Origin of the sequence: Pseudoalteromonas sp. Bsw20308 (assembly GCF_000310105.2) — a bacterium.
GTDB classification, from domain to species: domain Bacteria; phylum Pseudomonadota; class Gammaproteobacteria; order Enterobacterales; family Alteromonadaceae; genus Pseudoalteromonas; species Pseudoalteromonas fuliginea.
Map to the genome: position 1 here is coordinate 508,560 of NZ_CP013138.1, position 18,418 is coordinate 526,977.

Annotated in this window: 16 protein-coding genes; 4 read left to right on the plus strand and 12 right to left on the minus strand. The window is 40.4% G+C overall.

What is annotated here, in order from left to right; all coding sequences use genetic code 11:
- Window positions 1-113: 113 nt before the first annotated feature.
- The 11 genes from purD to rsmD all read right to left on the minus strand — a co-directional run bounded on the left by purD (window position 114) and on the right by rsmD (window position 12,167).
- On the minus strand, window positions 114-1,397 hold the full coding sequence (purD, locus tag D172_RS02135) for a phosphoribosylamine--glycine ligase (protein WP_007376019.1): 1,284 nt from the start codon (window positions 1,395-1,397) through the stop codon (window positions 114-116).
- 15 nt (window positions 1,398-1,412) lie between these two features.
- Entirely contained in the window at window positions 1,413-2,234 is an 822-nt protein-coding gene (locus tag D172_RS02140) for a class I SAM-dependent methyltransferase (RefSeq protein ID WP_007376020.1), read from the minus strand.
- Window positions 2,235-2,340: 106 nt separating this feature from the next.
- Entirely contained in the window at window positions 2,341-3,927 is a 1,587-nt protein-coding gene (purH, locus tag D172_RS02145) for a bifunctional phosphoribosylaminoimidazolecarboxamide formyltransferase/IMP cyclohydrolase (protein ID WP_007376021.1), read from the minus strand.
- 325 nt (window positions 3,928-4,252) lie between these two features.
- Window positions 4,253-4,543, minus strand: coding sequence for a DNA-binding transcriptional regulator Fis (fis, locus tag D172_RS02150; protein WP_002957804.1), 291 nt, complete (start codon window positions 4,541-4,543; stop codon window positions 4,253-4,255).
- A 19-nt stretch (window positions 4,544-4,562) separates the two neighbouring features.
- Window positions 4,563-5,534, minus strand: coding sequence for a tRNA dihydrouridine synthase DusB (gene dusB, locus D172_RS02155; protein ID WP_198022396.1), 972 nt, complete (start codon window positions 5,532-5,534; stop codon window positions 4,563-4,565).
- Between the two features lie 281 nt (window positions 5,535-5,815).
- Entirely contained in the window at window positions 5,816-6,697 is an 882-nt protein-coding gene (prmA, locus tag D172_RS02160; protein WP_007376023.1) for a 50S ribosomal protein L11 methyltransferase, read from the minus strand.
- Between the two features lie 67 nt (window positions 6,698-6,764).
- On the minus strand, window positions 6,765-8,615 hold the full coding sequence (gene rpoD, locus D172_RS02165) for an RNA polymerase sigma factor RpoD (protein WP_007376024.1): 1,851 nt from the start codon (window positions 8,613-8,615) through the stop codon (window positions 6,765-6,767).
- Window positions 8,616-8,739: 124 nt separating this feature from the next.
- Entirely contained in the window at window positions 8,740-10,491 is a 1,752-nt protein-coding gene (gene dnaG / locus D172_RS02170) for a DNA primase (RefSeq protein ID WP_007376025.1), read from the minus strand.
- 243 nt (window positions 10,492-10,734) lie between these two features.
- Window positions 10,735-11,181 (minus strand): GatB/YqeY domain-containing protein, encoded by a 447-nt coding sequence (locus D172_RS02175; protein ID WP_007376027.1) that lies wholly within the window; start codon window positions 11,179-11,181, stop codon window positions 10,735-10,737.
- Window positions 11,182-11,200: 19 nt separating this feature from the next.
- Entirely contained in the window at window positions 11,201-11,416 is a 216-nt protein-coding gene (rpsU, locus tag D172_RS02180) for a 30S ribosomal protein S21 (RefSeq protein WP_002957797.1), read from the minus strand.
- 145 nt (window positions 11,417-11,561) lie between these two features.
- A complete protein-coding gene (rsmD, locus tag D172_RS02185; RefSeq protein ID WP_007376028.1) occupies window positions 11,562-12,167 on the minus strand; it encodes a 16S rRNA (guanine(966)-N(2))-methyltransferase RsmD in 606 nt (201 codons plus the stop codon).
- 208 nt (window positions 12,168-12,375) lie between these two features.
- On the opposite strand from rsmD, the gene ftsY reads away from it, so the two are divergent.
- The 4 genes from ftsY (at window position 12,376) to rpoH (ending at window position 17,140) form a co-directional block, all read left to right on the plus strand.
- A complete protein-coding gene (gene ftsY / locus D172_RS02190; protein ID WP_007376029.1) occupies window positions 12,376-14,196 on the plus strand; it encodes a signal recognition particle-docking protein FtsY in 1,821 nt (606 codons plus the stop codon).
- An 85-nt stretch (window positions 14,197-14,281) separates the two neighbouring features.
- A complete protein-coding gene (gene ftsE, locus D172_RS02195; protein WP_007376030.1) occupies window positions 14,282-14,959 on the plus strand; it encodes a cell division ATP-binding protein FtsE in 678 nt (225 codons plus the stop codon).
- On the plus strand, window positions 14,956-15,942 hold the full coding sequence (gene ftsX, locus D172_RS02200) for a permease-like cell division protein FtsX (protein WP_007376031.1): 987 nt from the start codon (window positions 14,956-14,958) through the stop codon (window positions 15,940-15,942). Before ftsE ends, ftsX begins: the two co-directional genes overlap by 4 nt.
- Before the next feature lie 334 nt (window positions 15,943-16,276).
- The gene (gene rpoH / locus D172_RS02205; protein ID WP_007376032.1) at window positions 16,277-17,140 is read left to right on the plus strand and encodes an RNA polymerase sigma factor RpoH; all 864 of its coding nucleotides are present in this window, start codon (window positions 16,277-16,279) and stop codon (window positions 17,138-17,140) included.
- A 480-nt stretch (window positions 17,141-17,620) separates the two neighbouring features.
- Here the strand turns inward: rpoH and D172_RS02210 are convergent, their stop codons facing one another.
- Window positions 17,621-18,388: a divergent polysaccharide deacetylase family protein gene (locus D172_RS02210; RefSeq protein WP_420713806.1), complete on the minus strand. Its 768-nt coding sequence runs from the start codon at window positions 18,386-18,388 to the stop codon at window positions 17,621-17,623.
- Window positions 18,389-18,418 lie beyond the last annotated feature (30 nt).

An 18,418-nucleotide genomic window follows, 5' to 3' on the forward strand; every position in this document is an offset into this window, starting at 1 on the left:
CGTTTGCGTACTTTTAAAAAAACTTTTAATTAGTGTAGCACTAAAAAAGCGCAGAGAGACTGCGCTTTTGTAGTTAAATTAACTGGTTATACCAATAAACAGGTATTTTAAGCCTATTGCTCGCGGGCAATAGCACGATAAGCAATATCTGTACGATATTCCATACCATCCCAGCTAATTTGTTTAACAAGCTCATAGGCGCGTTGCTGCGCTTGCGTAACAGTATTACCAAGTGCTGTTGCGCATAATACGCGACCGCCTGCGGTTACAACGTCATTGCCATCTTGCTTAGTACCCGCATGAAACACTTTTTCACCCGCAGGGTAATCAACTTGTAACCCCGAAATAGCATCGCCTTTAGGGTAATCGCCAGGGTAACCTTTAGCGGCAAGTACAACACCAACAGCTGCACGTGGGTCAAACTTAATTGTTGTTTTATCAAGTTCTACACGGTTAGCGGCTTCAATCAATTCAACTAGGTCTGATTGCAAACGTAGCATCATTGGTTGAGTTTCAGGGTCGCCAAAGCGACAGTTGTACTCAATGACTTTAGGGGTGCCTGTTTCGTCAATCATTAAACCTGCGTATAAAAAGCCTGTGTATGGATGGCCTTCGCTTGCCATGCCTTCTACCGTAGGGTAGATCACTTCGTTCATAATACGCTGGTGGATTTCATCAGTAACAACTGGCGCAGGTGAGTATGCACCCATGCCACCCGTATTAGGACCCGCATCGCCATTGTAAGCGCGTTTATGGTCCTGACTGGTCGCAAATGGTAATACGTTTTTACCATCAACCATTACGATGAAAGACGCTTCTTCACCGTCTAAAAACTCTTCAATAACAACACGACTTCCCGCATCGCCAAAAGCATTACCCGCAAGCATATCGCGAATAGCTTCTTCGGCATCGGCTTGCGTCATGGCTACAATTACGCCTTTACCCGCAGCTAAACCATCTGCTTTTACAACAATTGGCGCGCCTTTCTCTTTTAAATAAGCAAGGGCAGGCTCAATCTGTTCAAACGTTTGGTAGTCGCCCGTTGGGATTTTATGACGTGCTAAAAAGTCTTTAGTAAACGATTTAGAACCTTCAAGCTGAGCTGCGCCCGCCGTTGGTCCAAAAATAGCCATGTTATGTTCACGAAACTTATCAACAACACCCAGTACTAACGGTATTTCAGGACCTACAATAGTAAGCTCTACCTTATTTTGCTGTGCAAAATTAAGTAAACCATCTAAGTCGTCAACGTTTATTGCTACGTTTTCAAGTTTTGGTTCAAGTGCAGTACCTGCATTACCAGGGGCTACAAATACAGTATTTACTTTGGTGTTTTGAGCGGCTTTAAACGCAAGTGCGTGTTCGCGGCCGCCGCTGCCAATGACTAAAACATTCATGGCGAAAATTCCTATTTAAAGCGGTTTCTTAAATTTCAGCGTCATGCGGTCGCTTTCACCAATGGCTTTATATTTGTCAGCATCTTGTTCGCCGAGTCTTAAGCTTGGTGGTAGCGTCCATACACCTTTAGGGTGATCGGCTGTATCTTTTGGATTTGCATTTATTTCACTGCTTGCTACTAATTCAAACCCTGCTTGTTTAGCAAGGTCTACTACGTAGCTCTGCTTCATATAACCTGATGTTTTTTGATCTTCGTCAGCACGTTCTTCAGCTAAACGGTGTTCAACTAAACCTAATGTACCACCTGGTTTAAGGGCTTTATAAAAAGCTTGGAATGCACTTAATGCACCGCTTTTATCTTTGCCCATGTACCAGTTATGTACATTACGAAATGTTAAAACCATATCGGCACTGCCAGCTGGCGCAATATCTAAATGTGTTACAGGTGCAAACTCAGTAATTTTAACGCTACTAAAGCGCTTATCTTCAGCTACTTTTTGTTTAAAGCCCGCAAGAGAGCGTTGGTAGTAGCCAACTGATGAATCAGCAGGAAAGTGCGCGGCATAATAAGTGCCTTGCTCTTTTAGTGCTGGCGCTAAAATTTCACTATACCAACCACCGCCGGGCGCAATTTCAACAACTGTCATAGTTGGTTTAAAGCCAAAAAATGCCAGTGTTTGAGCCGGGTGACGATATTCGTCACGAACGCTGTTTTTAGCACTGCGTTCGCTTGATTGAAGTGCATGTTCAAGGCTCGATTCGTGGTTATGGCTAAGCGCCATAGTCGATGTCATCGTTAGTGTGGCTACAAGTAGCGATTTTAGCGCAAATTTCATTGTTTGTTCCTTCACATTATAATTTTAAATAGGTTATTGAATAATCAGAATACGTGAATTTATAGCAAACAAAAAGGGTTAAACCAACGTTTAACCCTTTGTGTGATTAGTGGCGGAAATGGCGCATACCAGTTAGTACCATTGCCATGCCAGCTTCATCAGCAGCTGCAATCACTTCTTCATCACGCATTGAGCCACCAGGCTGAATTACCGCAGTAATGCCAGCGGCGGCTGCTGCGTCAATGCCATCACGGAATGGGAAGAACGCATCAGACGCCATAACTGAACCTTTAACTTCAAGGTTTTCGTCTGCAGCTTTTATGCCTGCAATTTTAGCTGAGTATACGCGGCTCATTTGGCCTGCGCCTACGCCAATGGTCATACCGTCACGGGCATAAACAATTGCGTTTGATTTAACAAACTTAGCTACTTTCCAGCAAAACAGTAAATCTTTAAGTTCTTGCTCTGTAGGTTGGCGTTTAGAAACAACTTTTAAGTCGCCTTGCGTTACCATGCCTAAGTCGCGGTCTTGAACTAAAATACCGCCGTTAACGCGTTTAATATCTTGGCCAGCGGCTTTGCCTGTCCACTGTCCACATTCTAATAAACGAACGTTCTTTTTAGCTTCAACAATTTTTGCAGCGTCGCTCGAAATACTCGGTGCAATAATTACTTCAACAAACTGACGCTCAACAATGGCTTGTGCAGTTGCTGCATCTAGCTCTCGGTTAAAGGCAATAATGCCACCAAATGCTGATGTAGGGTCTGTTTTAAAAGCGCGCTCGTATGCTTGTAGAATGTTGTCGCCAATTGAAACACCACACGGGTTAGCATGTTTTACAATTACGCACGCAGGTACATCAAATTCTTTAACGCATTCAAGCGCTGCGTCGGTATCGGCAATATTGTTAAACGAAAGGGCTTTACCTTGCAATTGAGTTGCTGTTGCAACTGATGCTTCAGCAATGTCATTTTCAACATAAAAAGCAGCATCTTGATGTGAGTTTTCACCGTAGCGCATATCTTGCTTTTTAGTGAACTGCATATTGATAGTGCGTGGGAATTTAGTCTCTACAGCAGCTTCCTCGGTGTAATCAGGCACCATTTTACCGAAGTAGTTAGCAATCATGCCATCGTATGCGGCAGTGTGCTCGTAAGCAGCAATCGCTAAGTCAAAACGTGTTTTATACGTAGTAGAGCCATTGTTGTTTTGCATTTCGCCAATAACACGGTCGTAGTCACTCGCGTTTACCACGATTGTTACGTCTTTGTGGTTTTTAGCGGCTGCACGAACCATTGTAGGGCCGCCAATATCAATATTTTCAATGGCATCTTCAAGGCTGCAGTTTTCTTGAGCGACTGTATTCGCAAAGGGGTATAAGTTAACTACAACTATGTCGATAGCAGAAATGTTGTTATCTGCCATTACACTTTCATCTTGTCCGCGACGGGCTAATATGCCGCCGTGAATTTTTGGATGAAGAGTTTTTACGCGGCCATCCATGATTTCAGGGTGGCCTGTGTGATCTGATACTTCAGTCACTTTTATGCCGTTATCAGCAAGTAGTTTACATGTGCCGCCAGTTGATAAAATATCAACGCCTTGCGCTTCTAGTGCGCGGGCAAATTCAACAATACCGGTTTTATCAGACACACTTAATAGTGCGCGACGAATGGGACGATGAGTATCCATTGTAGTTTGATTTCCTCAGTTAATGAGCTAGCTTAGAAGCGGGCATTTTAACTGATTACAACTCAAAAAACGACTTATAAAGCGCCGATGAGGGTGAGCATTTTGCAATTTGGTTAATAAGTTGTAGGCATAAAAAAAGCACCCGAGGGTGCTTTTTTTGCATAATACCAGTTGTATTGGATTAGTAAGTAGTTATAACGATAGAAAAACAAGTCTATAACAAGGCAAAAATTTTGCTGTGTAGTTATTCTACATAAAAAATTATTAACGACGTTATGGGCTTGTTTAGCTCGTTAGAATACTTACGCTTTCAATATAATTGGTATTAGTTCATGCCGTATTTTTTAAGCTTTTTACGTAAAGTACCACGGTTGATACCTAGTAAAATTGCTGCACGAGTTTGGTTACCACGTGTATATGTCATCACTTCTTCAAGTAATGGCGCTTCTAGCTCTGAAAGAACAAGGTCGTAAACGTCTTGCACATCTTGACCGTTAAGCTGCTTTAAATAGTGGTGAACAGCTTTTTTTACTGCATCACGCAATGGCTGCGGTTTCTCGTGTGACTGAACATGAGGGTTAGTGATAAATGGAGAAGTCACGTTTTGTTCGAACATTATTAAGTCTCTTTCTTTCTTAGTTAGCTGCTAGTGTTTTAAAGTATTGCTCTAATGCGACGACCTGTGCCTGTGGGTTGTCGAGCGCATTAAATACTCGCCTAAACTGACCATCACTGTCATGGGTTTGCAAATACCAAGATACATGTTTGCGAGCAATTCGCGCTCCCATTGGCTCACCGTAAAACATATGGAGGTTTGTTAAATGCTCCATTAATATACTGCGCACCTCTGCAATAGCAGGCGGCTGTAAATGTTCCCCAGTTTGCAAATAGTGGTCTATCTCCCTAAATATCCAAGGGCGACCTTGGGCGGCTCGGCCAATCATAATGGCATCTGCACCCGTATAGTCTAAAACCTGTTTTGCTTTTTCTGGTGATGTAATATCACCATTGGCAACAACAGGAATCGACACTGAACGTTTTATATCCCTAATCGTGGCGTACTCAGCATCACCTTTGTACATACATGCGCGCGTACGCCCATGTACAGCAAGTGATGCAATGCCATAACGTTCAGCTATTCTCGCAATCTCTACACCATTACGGTTATCCGGATCCCATCCTGTACGGATTTTAAGTGTCACAGGTATATCAACAGCATTTACGACTGCATCAATAATCTCTTCCACAAGTTCAGGAAACTGTAATAAGGCAGAGCCTGCGAGTTTCTTGTTCACTTTTTTTGCTGGGCACCCCATATTGATATCTATGATCTGTGCACCGTTAGCAACATTGAATTGTGCGGCCTGCGCCATAAGCTCAGGATCTGCTCCTGCAATTTGCACCGCGCGTATACCCGACTCACCGCTGTGATCCATACGGTTCATCGACTTTTCCGTTTTCCAAACCTTAGGATTAGACGATAGCATTTCAGAAACAGCTAGCCCTGCGCCTAAACGACGGCAAAGTTGTCTAAATGGTCTGTCTGTAATGCCTGCCATTGGCGCGACAATTACATTATTCTCAAGTTGGTATTTACCGATACGCACTATATTCAATAGGCCTCTTTTCAAGGGGCGCTAAGTTTACGGTTTTTTTAGCAAAAATCAAAGGCTATAAATTGAACAAAAGTGACTTTTTTTTGCCCTTTTCGTATTGACATTTGATAACCGTATGAGGAATGGCTTTATTTGTGCGAAATTTGAGCGCATTTTGTTTTTGCAACAAAATAAGTTTATTTTTTATTATGTAAAAAAATAGTAAAGCCTGTTAAATACAGGCTTTACATGCATGTTTTGAGTTAATGCTCTAAATTTGATTGTGCAGTTTATTACGCTTTTTTAGTGCCACTCACTCGAGTCCAATCACCTTCAACGGCAATGTCATCTAGCTCAATAAACGGTGTATAAATATCGGCAACCGATTGGGCTTGCTCTTCTAATATGCCCGACATAGCAATTTTACCACCTGGCTTTAATAACCCTAAAATCACACTATGTAATTCGCGAAGTGGCTGGGCTAAAATATTAGCCACAACTATATCGGCAGTAAACTCAGGTTGGTTTTCTGGAAGGTATACTTCGAGTTTGTCTGCAACACCATTTCGGTTAGCGTTATCAAGGCTTGCTTCAAGCGCTTGAGGGTCAATATCTATCCCAATCATACGCTCTGCACCTAGTTTTATAGCTGCAATACCTAAAATTCCTGAGCCACAACCAAAATCAACAACCGTTTTACCCGTCAGATCTTGGCTTTCTAACCATTTAAGGCACAAGGCCGTTGTTGCATGTGTGCCCGTGCCAAAAGCAAGGCCTGGGTCTAGCAATACATTTACTGCATCAGGGTCTGGAATGTCGCGCCAGCTTGGGCAAATCCATAGTTTTTCGCCAAATTGAATAGGGTGGAAGTTATCCATCCATTCACGTTCCCAGTCTTTATCTTCAAGTTGCTCGATTTTGTATACTAAATTGTCTTTTAGCTCATCATGGCGCTTCAATAACGCAACGACTGCATTCATATCGTGATTAGCTTCGAACAAGCCAATGACTGTGGTATCAGCCCAGAACACAACAGTGCCAATTTTAGGCTCGTAAATAGGGGTATCTTTTGCGTCAATAAAGGTTACTGAAGCGCTACCCGCTTCCATTAATAGGTCGCTTACGGCATCAGCTGTTGCAGCATTGGCATTAATACGAATTTGGATCCAAGCCATGGTTATTTCCTTCAAATAGAAAAAAGGCCGCTATAGCGGCCTTTTTAGTTTATATAGTAGCGCTAAATTATTTAGCGTCTAAAAAGCTTTTCAGTAAATCTGAGCGAGAAGGGTGGCGTAATTTACGCAGCGCTTTCGCTTCTATTTGACGAATACGTTCACGTGTTACGTCAAACTGTTTACCTACTTCTTCTAAGGTGTGGTCGGTATTCATATCAATACCAAAACGCATACGTAGTACTTTAGCTTCACGAGCTGTTAGGCCTGCAAGTACATCGTTAGTTGCGCCTCGAAGAGACTCCATTGTTGCCGAATCGATTGGCGAATCAATGGTTGTATCTTCGATAAAGTCACCTAAGTGAGAATCTTCATCATCACCGATTGGTGTTTCCATTGAAATTGGCTCTTTAGCAATCTTAAGTACCTTACGGATTTTATCCTCAGGCATCATCATGCGTTCTGCTAATTCTTCTGGATTTGGCTCACGACCCATTTCTTGTAACATTTGACGAGAAATACGGTTAAGTTTATTAATCGTTTCAATCATATGTACCGGAATACGGATTGTTCTTGCTTGGTCAGCAATAGAGCGAGTGATTGCTTGACGTATCCACCACGTAGCATAAGTAGAGAACTTATAACCACGGCGATATTCAAACTTATCAACGGCTTTCATCAGACCAATGTTACCTTCTTGGATCAAATCCAAGAATTGTAAGCCACGGTTTGTATATTTTTTAGCAATTGAGATTACAAGACGTAAGTTAGCTTCAACCATTTCTTTTTTCGCGCGGCGTGCTTTCGCTTCACCAATGCTCATTCGACGGTTAATGTCTTTAATACGCTCAATGCTTAAACCTGTTGTTTGTTCAATAACAGATAATTTATTAATACTACGAATGATTTCTGGCTTAACTTCTTCAAGCTTAGCTGAATACTTTTCGTTACCTGAAATTTCTAAATCAACCCAAGAAGCGTCAGTTTCGTTGTTAGCAAAGTGCTTAACGAACGTTTTCTTCGGTAATTTAGCAATTTGTACAGCTTGTTTCATGATTAGACGTTCTTGAACGCGAACTCTGTCCATCATTTCACGCATGTTATTTACCATGCGGTCAAACTGTTTAGGTATTAATTTAAAGGTTCTGAAAAGCTCGCCAATTTCAAAAATGGCTGCTTGTGATTCAGGGTGCGAACGACCTTTAGCTTCAAACGTATCACGTGCTTTGTTGTATAAATCACGTAGATTTTCAAAATGAATGCGAGCTTCTTCAGGATCTGGTCCTGTGTCTATCTCTTCTTCATCTTCATCGTCGCTATCAGCATCGTCTTTGTCGTCTTTATCATCGTCGTCAAGTTGCTTAGCACTTAATTCTGAACCAATATTAGTTGCTGAAATTGGCGCTGTATCTTCATTCGGATCGATAAATCCAACGATGATATCGCTTAAACGCATTTCTTCAGCTTCAAACTTATCCCACTGTTCAAGTAGGTAAGTGATTGCTTCAGGGTACTCTGCAACAGAAATCTGAACTTGATTAATGCCTTCTTCAATACGTTTAGCGATTACAATTTCGCCTTCACGTGTCAGAAGTTCAACAGTACCCATTTCACGCATGTACATGCGTACCGGATCAGTTGTACGGCCGATTTCTTTTTCTACAGTCGCAAGGGCTGCAGCGGCAGCTTCTGCTGCGTCTTCGTCTGTCGTTGTTTCTTGCATCATTAATTCATCAGCATCAGGCGCATTTTCGCTAACCTTGATACCCATATCATTAATCATGCTTATGATATCTTCTACTTGATCTGAGTCTATAATGTCTTGTGGAAGGTGATCATTTACTTCTGCAAAAGTTAAGTAGCCTTGCTCTTTACCTTTCTGAATCAGAAGTTTTAATTGTGACTGAGGAGTTGGATCCATAGAGATTTTTTCTTCCACTCTGATAAGTTGATACAACAGGCGCCATCATGTAGTTTGCATTTAAGCCAACTAGAATAATGTGACGCAGTGAATAGCACAGTATAACAGTTTAAATCAAATCTGACTAGCTGTTAGTGGCTTTTAACGCTGTCATTAACAAATGACATTCAAGTCTTTCATCGCTATTGAGACCTTGTGTCTTGTCCTTTATTAATAAGGTCTCTAGTCGATAATTTAAACACTGATCTTCAATAAATTTAAAAGTATTTTGAAAAACAGTCTCTAAACGTTCTTCATTTATTTCGTGTTGCCACGTTGCAAGCTTTATTAATGGCTCGTAATCTTCAGTTCCTCTAAAAAATTCGAGTAATTGCGCGGTGGTAACATTCTCTTTTTCTAATGCTTGTTCTTGTAGGCGCAGTAATAATCCAATACCGGCTATGCTCATTTGCGCTAAATCGGGCAAATAAGGAATACTTTTAGCCAATTGTGGGTGCTGAATTAAAATACCAATGGCCTGTCGCATAGGTGTTATTTTAAATTTTCGCTCAATAGAGTGCTGTTGCTTAGGTGTTTTTAAGCGATTATTAAGCTGCTCACGTGTTCGACCAATTAAACGACCGAGTTGTTCAAGAATGTTTTCTTGATAAAACTCACTGGGTATTTTTTCTATTAATGGCAGTGCAGCACTAAGTAATTTTGCCTTGCCAGAATCGAGTGTTAAATCTATTTCTAGGCTTAATTTATTGAATAATACTTTTGTAAAGTCATCGGCTTCACTCAAGCGTTGTTCAAACAGCTCTTTACCTTCTTTTTGTACTAAAGAGTCAGGGTCTTCACCATCGGGTAAAAAAACAAAATTTAAGGCTTTTCCGTCATTCAAATAAGGAAGAGCGTTTTCAAGTGCTCGCCACGCTGCATCTCGCCCTGCGCGATCCCCATCGTAACAACAAATAACTTTATCTGTTGTTCTAAAAAGGGTGTGCATGTGTTCGCTCGTAGTTGCAGTACCAAGTGCAGCAACAGCATATTCAATACCTTGTTCAGCAAGCGCCACCACATCCATATAACCTTCTACAATAAGTACATGATCTAACTTTTTATGAGCTTGTTTTGCCTCATATAAACCATATAACTCAAAACCTTTATGAAAAATTCTGGTTTCAGGAGAGTTTAAATATTTAGGACCTTGGTCGGCTTGCATTACACGCCCACCAAAGGCGATAACACGTCCGCGTTTATCGCGAATAGGGAACATTAAGCGGTCGCGGAAAAAATCAAATTGTCTACCGGGTGTTTTTTCTGAAGCGAGCTTTAGTTCAACTAATTGCTCTTTTTGTTCTTTGTTGCGGCCAAGCTGTAGGCATAAACCATCCCATTCACTTGGAGCGTAACCAATCATAAATTTTTTAACTATTTCACCACTTAAACCTCGGCCCTTAACGTAGTCTATTACAGCCGTTGAATTGCTGTGGTGTTTTAATTGGTGTTGATAAAAGCGTGCTGTGTGGAGCATTAAATCGTAATCAGAGCGCTTTTGTGCTGCGGTGCGTTCTGGTGCTGAACTTGTGCCTTGTTCTCGAGGTACTTCTAAATTAAGCATGCTGGCTATTTCTTCAATAGCATCAACAAACTCGAGCTTTTCGTATTCCATTATAAATGAAATCGCATTCCCGTTAGCGCCACAGCCAAAACAATGATAAAACTGCTTATCTTGAGATACCGTGAACGAAGGGGACTTTTCATTATGAAAAGGGCAGCAAGCTTGATAATCTTTACCTGCTTTTTTTAGACCTACTTTTGAGTCTATCAGGTCGACAATATCGGTTCTGGCAAGTAAATCGTCTATAAAGTTACGTGGGATCTTTCCAGCCATTAGTAAAATGCAGTCCTGAGATAATGATAAAAATAACGAATGTGAAATTTACTTTTTATACTCGCTTGGCGCAGAGTATAACGTGCTTTAACTTACCAAAACGAAAGCTAAATAAACAGAGTAGCTATAAATAATTTTATCTTTAAATAACCACATTGAAGCACTTTTTATTAAAGTTAAAAACAAAGAAACCGAGCACAAGGCTCGGTTTACTTCAATCATACTTTAATGTATGTGGGAGTATTAGGCAGTTAATCGTTGCTTAATTAAACCAGAGATCTTGCCCATATCGGCGCGACCCTCAGCCTTGCTTTTGATTATACCCATTACTTTACCCATGTCTTGCATACCTGCTGCATTAGTATCAGCAATAGCCGCGTCAATGAGAGCAATGATTTCTTCTTCACTCAATTGTTGAGGTAAAAAAGTTTCAAGCGCTACTATTTCATTGGCTTCAATATCAGCTAAATCATCACGCCCAGCATCTTTGTACTGAGTGTAAGAGTCACGACGTTGTTTAACAAGCTTCACTATAACGGAGGTAATACCTGCGTCGTCTAGCGTTATTTGCTCGTCAATTTCACGTTGCTTGATTGCAGCAAGTACCATACGAATAGGGTTAAGACGTTGCTTGTCTTTGGCTCTCATCGCATCTTTTTGCGCATCTTTTAGCGTTATTAAAAGGCTCATTTATACAAAACCTAATATATTAGTATAATTTAACGCGACGAGCGTTATCACGAGAAAGTTTTTTCATGTGACGTTTAACTGCAGCAGCTTTTTTACGTTTACGTTCAGCTGTTGGTTTTTCATAGTGCTCGCGACGACGAACTTCTGAAAGGATTCCTGCTTTTTCACATGAACGCTTGAAGCGACGAAGTGCTACGTCAAACGGTTCGTTCTCTCTTACTTTAATTACTGGCATTAAAAATTCACCTACCTAAATTATGAGCGTTGCTCAAGTTGATCAAACATTGATCAAGTGGTTCAAAAATGGTGCGGTATTGTAATCCGAAGCAACACCACATGTAAAGGACAATATTAACAGAAACACATCATGTAAAACAGTATTAATTTGATTGGCGTTGGTACAACCTAGAAAACACTTGGCCAGCTTTTTTTTCTTTAATTAACAGCCAGTTATCTGGTTTTGTGAATGAGTTTAAATCACTTTCAACTTCAACGTAAATTAAAGCTTCTGAGCTGAGCCATTGATTCTTTTCTAAAAAATCGCAGCTAATTTGGGCTAGGTTTTTACGAAAAGGGGGATCAACGAAAACGAGGTCAAAAGGTTCATTTAGGTTTTTTTGTTCTAAAAACGATAATGTATTTATATTTTTTACGTGCGCGTTTTGCAATTTTAAAGTTGTTATATTGTGTTCTAATTGCGTTGCTGCTAATAAATCAAGCTCAATAAAAGTAGCGCTTTTAGCAAAACGAGATAATGCTTCAAACCCTAAACCACCAGAGCCGGCAAAGCAATCAAGTACGTTTGTATCTCGTGTATCTTGCATTAACCAGTTAAATACTGTTTCTTTTATGCGATCGGTGGTTGGACGCAGACCTTGCACATCCTTTACTGGTAGCTTTCTGCCACGAAATTGACCGCTTATAATTCTAATAAAGCCATCACTTGATTTATTAATTACTTTATTTTGCGCCGTTTTATTTCTCATTTAGCTCACTAAAAAATGGTATCTGGGATCTAGCTCAGATAATATTGCAGTAGATTACGTATAGCTTCATTTTTCAACTGCATTAAAAGTGTTACTATTTAGCTCTTAATGTTTTGAACTGTTTTTTTGCTGGCAGATATTGCCGAGCACAATAAAGCTATTTTCAAATTTTAGTTTATCAGATTTTTATAAGTGGTTATTAGCAAGTATGGCAAAAAAAAGTAAATTCCTGTCTTGGTTTGGTTTTGGTAAGTCAGATGAAAAACAAGCAGAGCAAGTAAAAGAAACTAATAACCAACAAGCGTTGGCCGAACAACAAGAAGCTGAGCGTATAGAGCAAGAGCGCGCTGAAACTGAGAAGCACGATGCAGAGCAAGCTGAAAAGTTAGCGGTTGAACAAGCAAATGCTGAATTATTGGCAAAAGAACAAGCTGATGCCCACGCAAAACAATTAGAGCTGCAACAGCGTTTAGCCGAACAAGAAATGCAAATGCGCCTTGAGCAAGAGCGAATTGCGGCTGAAAAAGCTGAAGCCGAGTGTTTAGAGCAAGCACGTATTGAGGCTGAAAAAGTTGAAACCGAGCGTTTAGAGCAAGCACGTATTGAGGCTGAAAAAGCTGAAAGCGATCGTTTAGAGCAAGCACGAGTTGCAGCTGAACAAGCTGAAAGCGATCGTCTAGAACAAGCGCGTGTTGTAGCTGAAAAAGTTGAAACCGAGCGTTTAGAGCAAGCGCGTATTGAGGCTGAAAAAGTTGAAACCGAGCGTTTAGAGCAAGCACGTATTGAGGCTGAAAAAGCTGAAACCGAGCGTTTAGAGCTGGCGCGTGTTGCAGCTGAAAAAGTTGAAACCGAGCGTTTAGAGCAAGCACGTATTGAGGCTGAAAAAGTTGAAACCGAGCGTTTAGAGCAAGCACGTATTGAGGCTGAAAAAGTTGAAACCGAGCGTTTAGAGCAAGCGCGTATTGAGGCTGAAAAAGCTGAAACCGAGCGTTTAGAGCAAGCGCGAGTTGCGGCTGAAAAAGTTGAAAGTGAGCGTTTAGAGCAAGCGAGTATTGAGGCTGAAAAACTTAAAGCGGAGAAAGAAGATAAACCCAAAAAAGAAGGTTTTTTTTCTCGCCTTAAAAAAGGCTTATTAAAAACTCGCGTTAATATTGGATCTGGATTTGCGTCTATATTTAGCGGCAAAAAAATTGATGACGATTTATTTGAAGAGCTGGAAACCCAGCTATTAACTGCCGATTTGGGCGTTGATACAACCATGAAGTTAATCGATCGATTAACAGATGGGGCTAATCGTAAACAGTTAAAAGATGGCGATGCACTTTACGAGCTAATGAAACAAGAAATGGCCACTATGCTTAAAACTGCAGAGCAGCCTTTAGTGATACCAACTGATAAAAAACCATTTGTAATACTGATGGTGGGTGTGAATGGTGTAGGTAAAACCACGACTATTGGTAAACTGGCTAAGCAATTTCAAAACGAAGGTAAGTCGGTTATGTTGGCTGCTGGTGATACGTTTAGAGCGGCTGCTGTTGAGCAACTTCAAGTATGGGGTGAGCGTAATAGTATTCCTGTTATTGCACAACACACTGGCGCTGATAGTGCTTCAGTTGTTTTTGACGCATTTCAAGCCGCAAAAGCCCGTAAAGTGGATGTATTAATCGCCGATACAGCTGGGCGCTTGCAAAATAAAGATAATTTAATGCAAGAGCTTGAAAAAATAGCGCGTGTAATGAAAAAAATTGACCCTGATGCGCCGCATGAAGTGATGTTAACGATTGACGCAGGCACAGGGCAAAATGCGATTAGCCAAGTGAATTTGTTTAATCAGTGTGTAGGCTTAACTGGTATTACCCTTTCTAAACTTGATGGAACTGCAAAAGGTGGTGTTATTTTTGCGGTGGCTGATAAGTTTAATATTCCAATTCGTTATATTGGTGTTGGCGAAAGTATCGATGATTTACGTACTTTTAAGAGTGATGACTTTATTGATGCGTTATTTAGCCAAGATGAGGACGACGTTTAATTTACTAAGAGGGAGCTTGCTCCCTTTTTAATTGCGAGGAATACCAATTGCATTCGTGTTTATGATGAGGTTGGCATAATAAAAAATGATAAATTTTCAGCAAGTAAGTAAAACCTACCCAGGAGGGCATCGGGCCCTTGAAAAAGTTAATTTTCATATTAAGCCGGGCGAACTTGCATTTTTAACTGGTCACAGTGGTGCAGGTAAAAGTACGTTATTAAAGTTAATTAGCTTAATGGAGCGCCCATCTGCGGGTAACGTGTTTATCAACGGTGTTGATTTAAATAAGGTTAACTCGCGTCAAATTCCCTATGCCCGTCGTGACATTGGTATTATTTTTCAGAATCATCGCTTATTAGAGCGCCATACTGTATTTGATAATGTGGCATTGCCATTAATTATTGAGGGTACTCATCATAATCAAATTGCAAAGCGGGTTCATGGGGCGCTCGATAAAGTGGGCTTAATTGATAAAGTGAAGTGCCACCCGTCTATGCTTTCTGGCGGCGAACAACAGCGCGTAGGTATTGCTCGCGCGATAGTTAACTCGCCACCAATTTTATTGGCCGATGAGCCTACAGGTAACCTTGACCCTGAACTTTCGATGGAAATTTTACGATTATTTGAAGATTTTAATAAACACGGTACAACCGTGCTTATTGCTACTCATGATTTGGGCTTGGTTGCGCGTATGAGATATAGAAGCTTAACTTTAAAAGACGGGCGAATGCTTCAAGACCCCTTAGCGCAGGAGGTTTTATGAGCTTACTATTTAAGGGGCGCCAAAATAAAAACGAAAAGCAAAAAAAATCTATATTAGCTGGCGGTTATTTTTTTATTATTAATATTTTTCGTCAAGGAATACACAGCCTTGGTGAAATGTGGCGTACGCCTTTAGCTTCGATGATGACAATTGCTGTACTAGGTTTGAGTTTAACGCTACCAGCAACACTTTATTTAGTGGTTAAAAATGTTCAACAAGTCAGTAGCGGGTTTGAAGAAGCAAGCGAAATATCTTTGTTTGTAAAAGAGACGATGAGCGAGCAACAAACACAAACTTTGGTGAAACGTTTAGCACTGTATCCCGAAGTTGAGAGTGTGGCATTTATTTCAAAGCAGCAAGCACTTACAGAGTTTAAAAGTGTCTCGGGGTTTGGGCAAGCATTAGAGTACTTAGATAGTAACCCACTTCCTGATGTTGTGTTGGTCACGCCAACTAAGCGTGATCGTCAGCCTAATGCAGCTAGAGCTCTTTTAACTAAGCTGGAAGCTGAGCGTGAGGTTGATTTTGGTAAGCTCGATATAGCATGGTTAGAGCGTTTAAATGCATTGTTGAGTTTGTTAAAAGAGAGTGTAATAACGATCACGCTACTGTTACTTACTTCAGTCACGCTTATTATTGGTAATACTATTCGTTTATCTATTATGGATAAAAAAGAAGAAATACAAGTAATGAAATTAGTTGGGGCTACTAATACATTTATTCATGCACCATTTTTATGGACGGGTATTTGGTATGGTGTTATCGGTGGGCTATTTGCCTTCATATCGGTTGCTTTAATGATGTGGTGGCTATCTTCTGCTGTTAGTAGTGTAGCAGGTGTTTACCAAACAAGTTTTTCGTTAATTGGTTTAACATTAAAAGAGTTTGGCCTGTTAGTTTTACTTGCAACAAGCTTGGGCTTTATTGGTTCGTATCTTTCTGTAAATCGATACATTAAAGAAATAGAACCCGATAAAGTATAATTCGAATCTATTAGTCGTTCGATGCTTATGTACCATATAAGTGAACTAACCCTGCTCGGTATGCGTATGCTATCGGGTTGGGTAGTACCTCCTTTATTAAAACTGTCATGTTTGTGTACTATTCTCCTCAAGGTAATAAGTTATAAATGAGGTGCTGCGATGAGGTGAACCTCTTGCATCCCTTTAATTCATCACTTATTCAGCCGCTTATAGTAGACTTAAATAACGCAAAAAAACCTCTTGATTTATGATTAAAAAAAGTTTTAAATTGGGGTTAGCACTCTTGGTTAAAGAGTGCTAAGATGGTTTCAAATGTTTATCACCGAGGTGAAAAATGAGTAAAGATTTATACGCAATGGCACTTACAGTCGGACAACAAAGCGCAAGCATGGACGGTTACCTTCAAGCGGTAAGCACTATTCCTATGCTTAAGGTTGAACAAGAACAAGAGCTTGCTAAAAGGCTTCAGGAAGAAGGCGATCTTAGTGCTGCCAAGCAACTCATTATGTCGCATTTACGCTTTGTAGCACATATTGCTAAAAGCTACTCGGGCTATGGTTTACCACAAGCAGACTTAATCCAAGAGGGCAATATAGGCCTGATGAAAGCGGTAAAGCGTTTCGACCCTACAGTGGGAGTTCGTTTAGTATCGTTTGCAGTTCATTGGATTAAAGCAGAAATTCATGAGTTTGTGCTTAAAAATTGGCGCATAGTTAAAGTTGCGACAACTAAAGCACAACGTAAATTGTTTTTTAATCTTCGCAAAAATAAAAAGCGTTTAGGTTGGTTTAACCAAGCAGAAGTTAGCACTGTTGCGAGCGAGTTAGGTGTGAGTGAAAAGGAAGTTCGTGAAATGGAATCGCGTATGAGCGGCCAAGACATGGGCTTCGACTTGACAGGTGACGACGATGATAACGCACCAACAAGTACTTACTCTCCAGTACAATATTTAACGGATGGTGCAGCTGATCTGGCTGACGACGTTGAACAACAACAGTGGAAAGAGCAGGCGCATACGCGTTTATTTAGCGCACTTAAAACACTTGATGAACGCTCGCAAGATATTGTTAGCGCACGTTGGTTGTCTGATGATAAGGCGACTCTTCAAGAGCTTGCACAAAAGTACAGTGTATCAGCCGAACGTGTTCGTCAGCTTGAAAAAACAGCGATGAAAAAGTTACAAAGCGCTATGAGTTAAACACAGCTCAAGCAGCAAAATTTAAAAAGCCCTGCATGAAAATGCGGGGCTTTTTTGTTTACGGCCGTAAACTTTCACCTGCCTAGTGCTAAAATTGATAACCGGTTCTACTCTAAATAAGTAACTGAGAATATCTATATATGTTTTTATGGCTGGTAAAATTATAATTAATGTAGTTAACGCGACAGCCCAAGATTTACTAAACCACCATACTTTTGAAGTTTGAAAATGGTTGGGTGGGGCTTTTAATTTTTCTCTTTCAGAAATCATGGTAGGTGAAATCTCTATAACTTCAGCAACAATAAATTTTATTAAATGAAAATTACGTAGCTTGTTAATTGAAGCTTCAGAGTAAAAGCTTTGGCTATGGAGTTTAATTGTTTGTATTTCTTTACCATGATTCAGAAAATAATCAGCAAGGAAAAAAATTAGTTATTTTTCATGTTTGCTATACATATAATTTCCTTATTAAAGTACATATCATCGAGTACTAACCCCTTTCCCCTCAGCCTGCGCCAATTGAATGTATTTACGCTCAACCAGCTGCGAAACCGGCACAAGTTCAAAGCCTTGATCTATTAACTGTGGTAACGCTTCACGTAAAAAATCAATAGTTTCAGGATACGGGTGAGCGATAGCAATGGCAAAATTGTGATCGGTTGCTTGTTGTTTTAATTCATCAAACCTTAACTGCAATTGCTCGGGGGTGATAATGTTGTCTAAAAATACTTGGCGGCTAATATTAGCAACACCTAAAAAGTTTGCCGCATTTTGAGCTTGGCTTAAATCTGTGGTACGACTATCTAAAAAGTATAAATGGCGTTTTTTAAGCACTTCCATTGTCCATTTCATAGCTTGGCTTTGTTGTGTTAGTGCTGAGCCCATATGATTATTAACGCCCTTAACTTGTGGCAGACTAGCTAAGGCAGTGCCTAGAGTTTGCTGGAGCTGCTCTTTACTCATACTTAATGTAAGCGCGCCGGGGCCTAGTTTTTTCCCATTTAGCGCCTGCATGGGCACATGAAGTAATAGCTCTTTATTTGACTGACTCGCTAGCGAAGCAAAAGCTTGCGAATAGGGGGTGTGAGGCAAAATTGAATATGACAATTGCCCTGGTAAGGTTAAGAACTCTAAATCTCTTTGATGGTAGCCTATATCGTCAATTACGATTGCTATTTGCTTCGCTTTAACATCAAAAGAGACAAAGCAAGTGACTAATAAAAGCCACGTTGTAATGCTTGCGTTAATAGTTTTCAAATTTATAATTTTTATTATCTT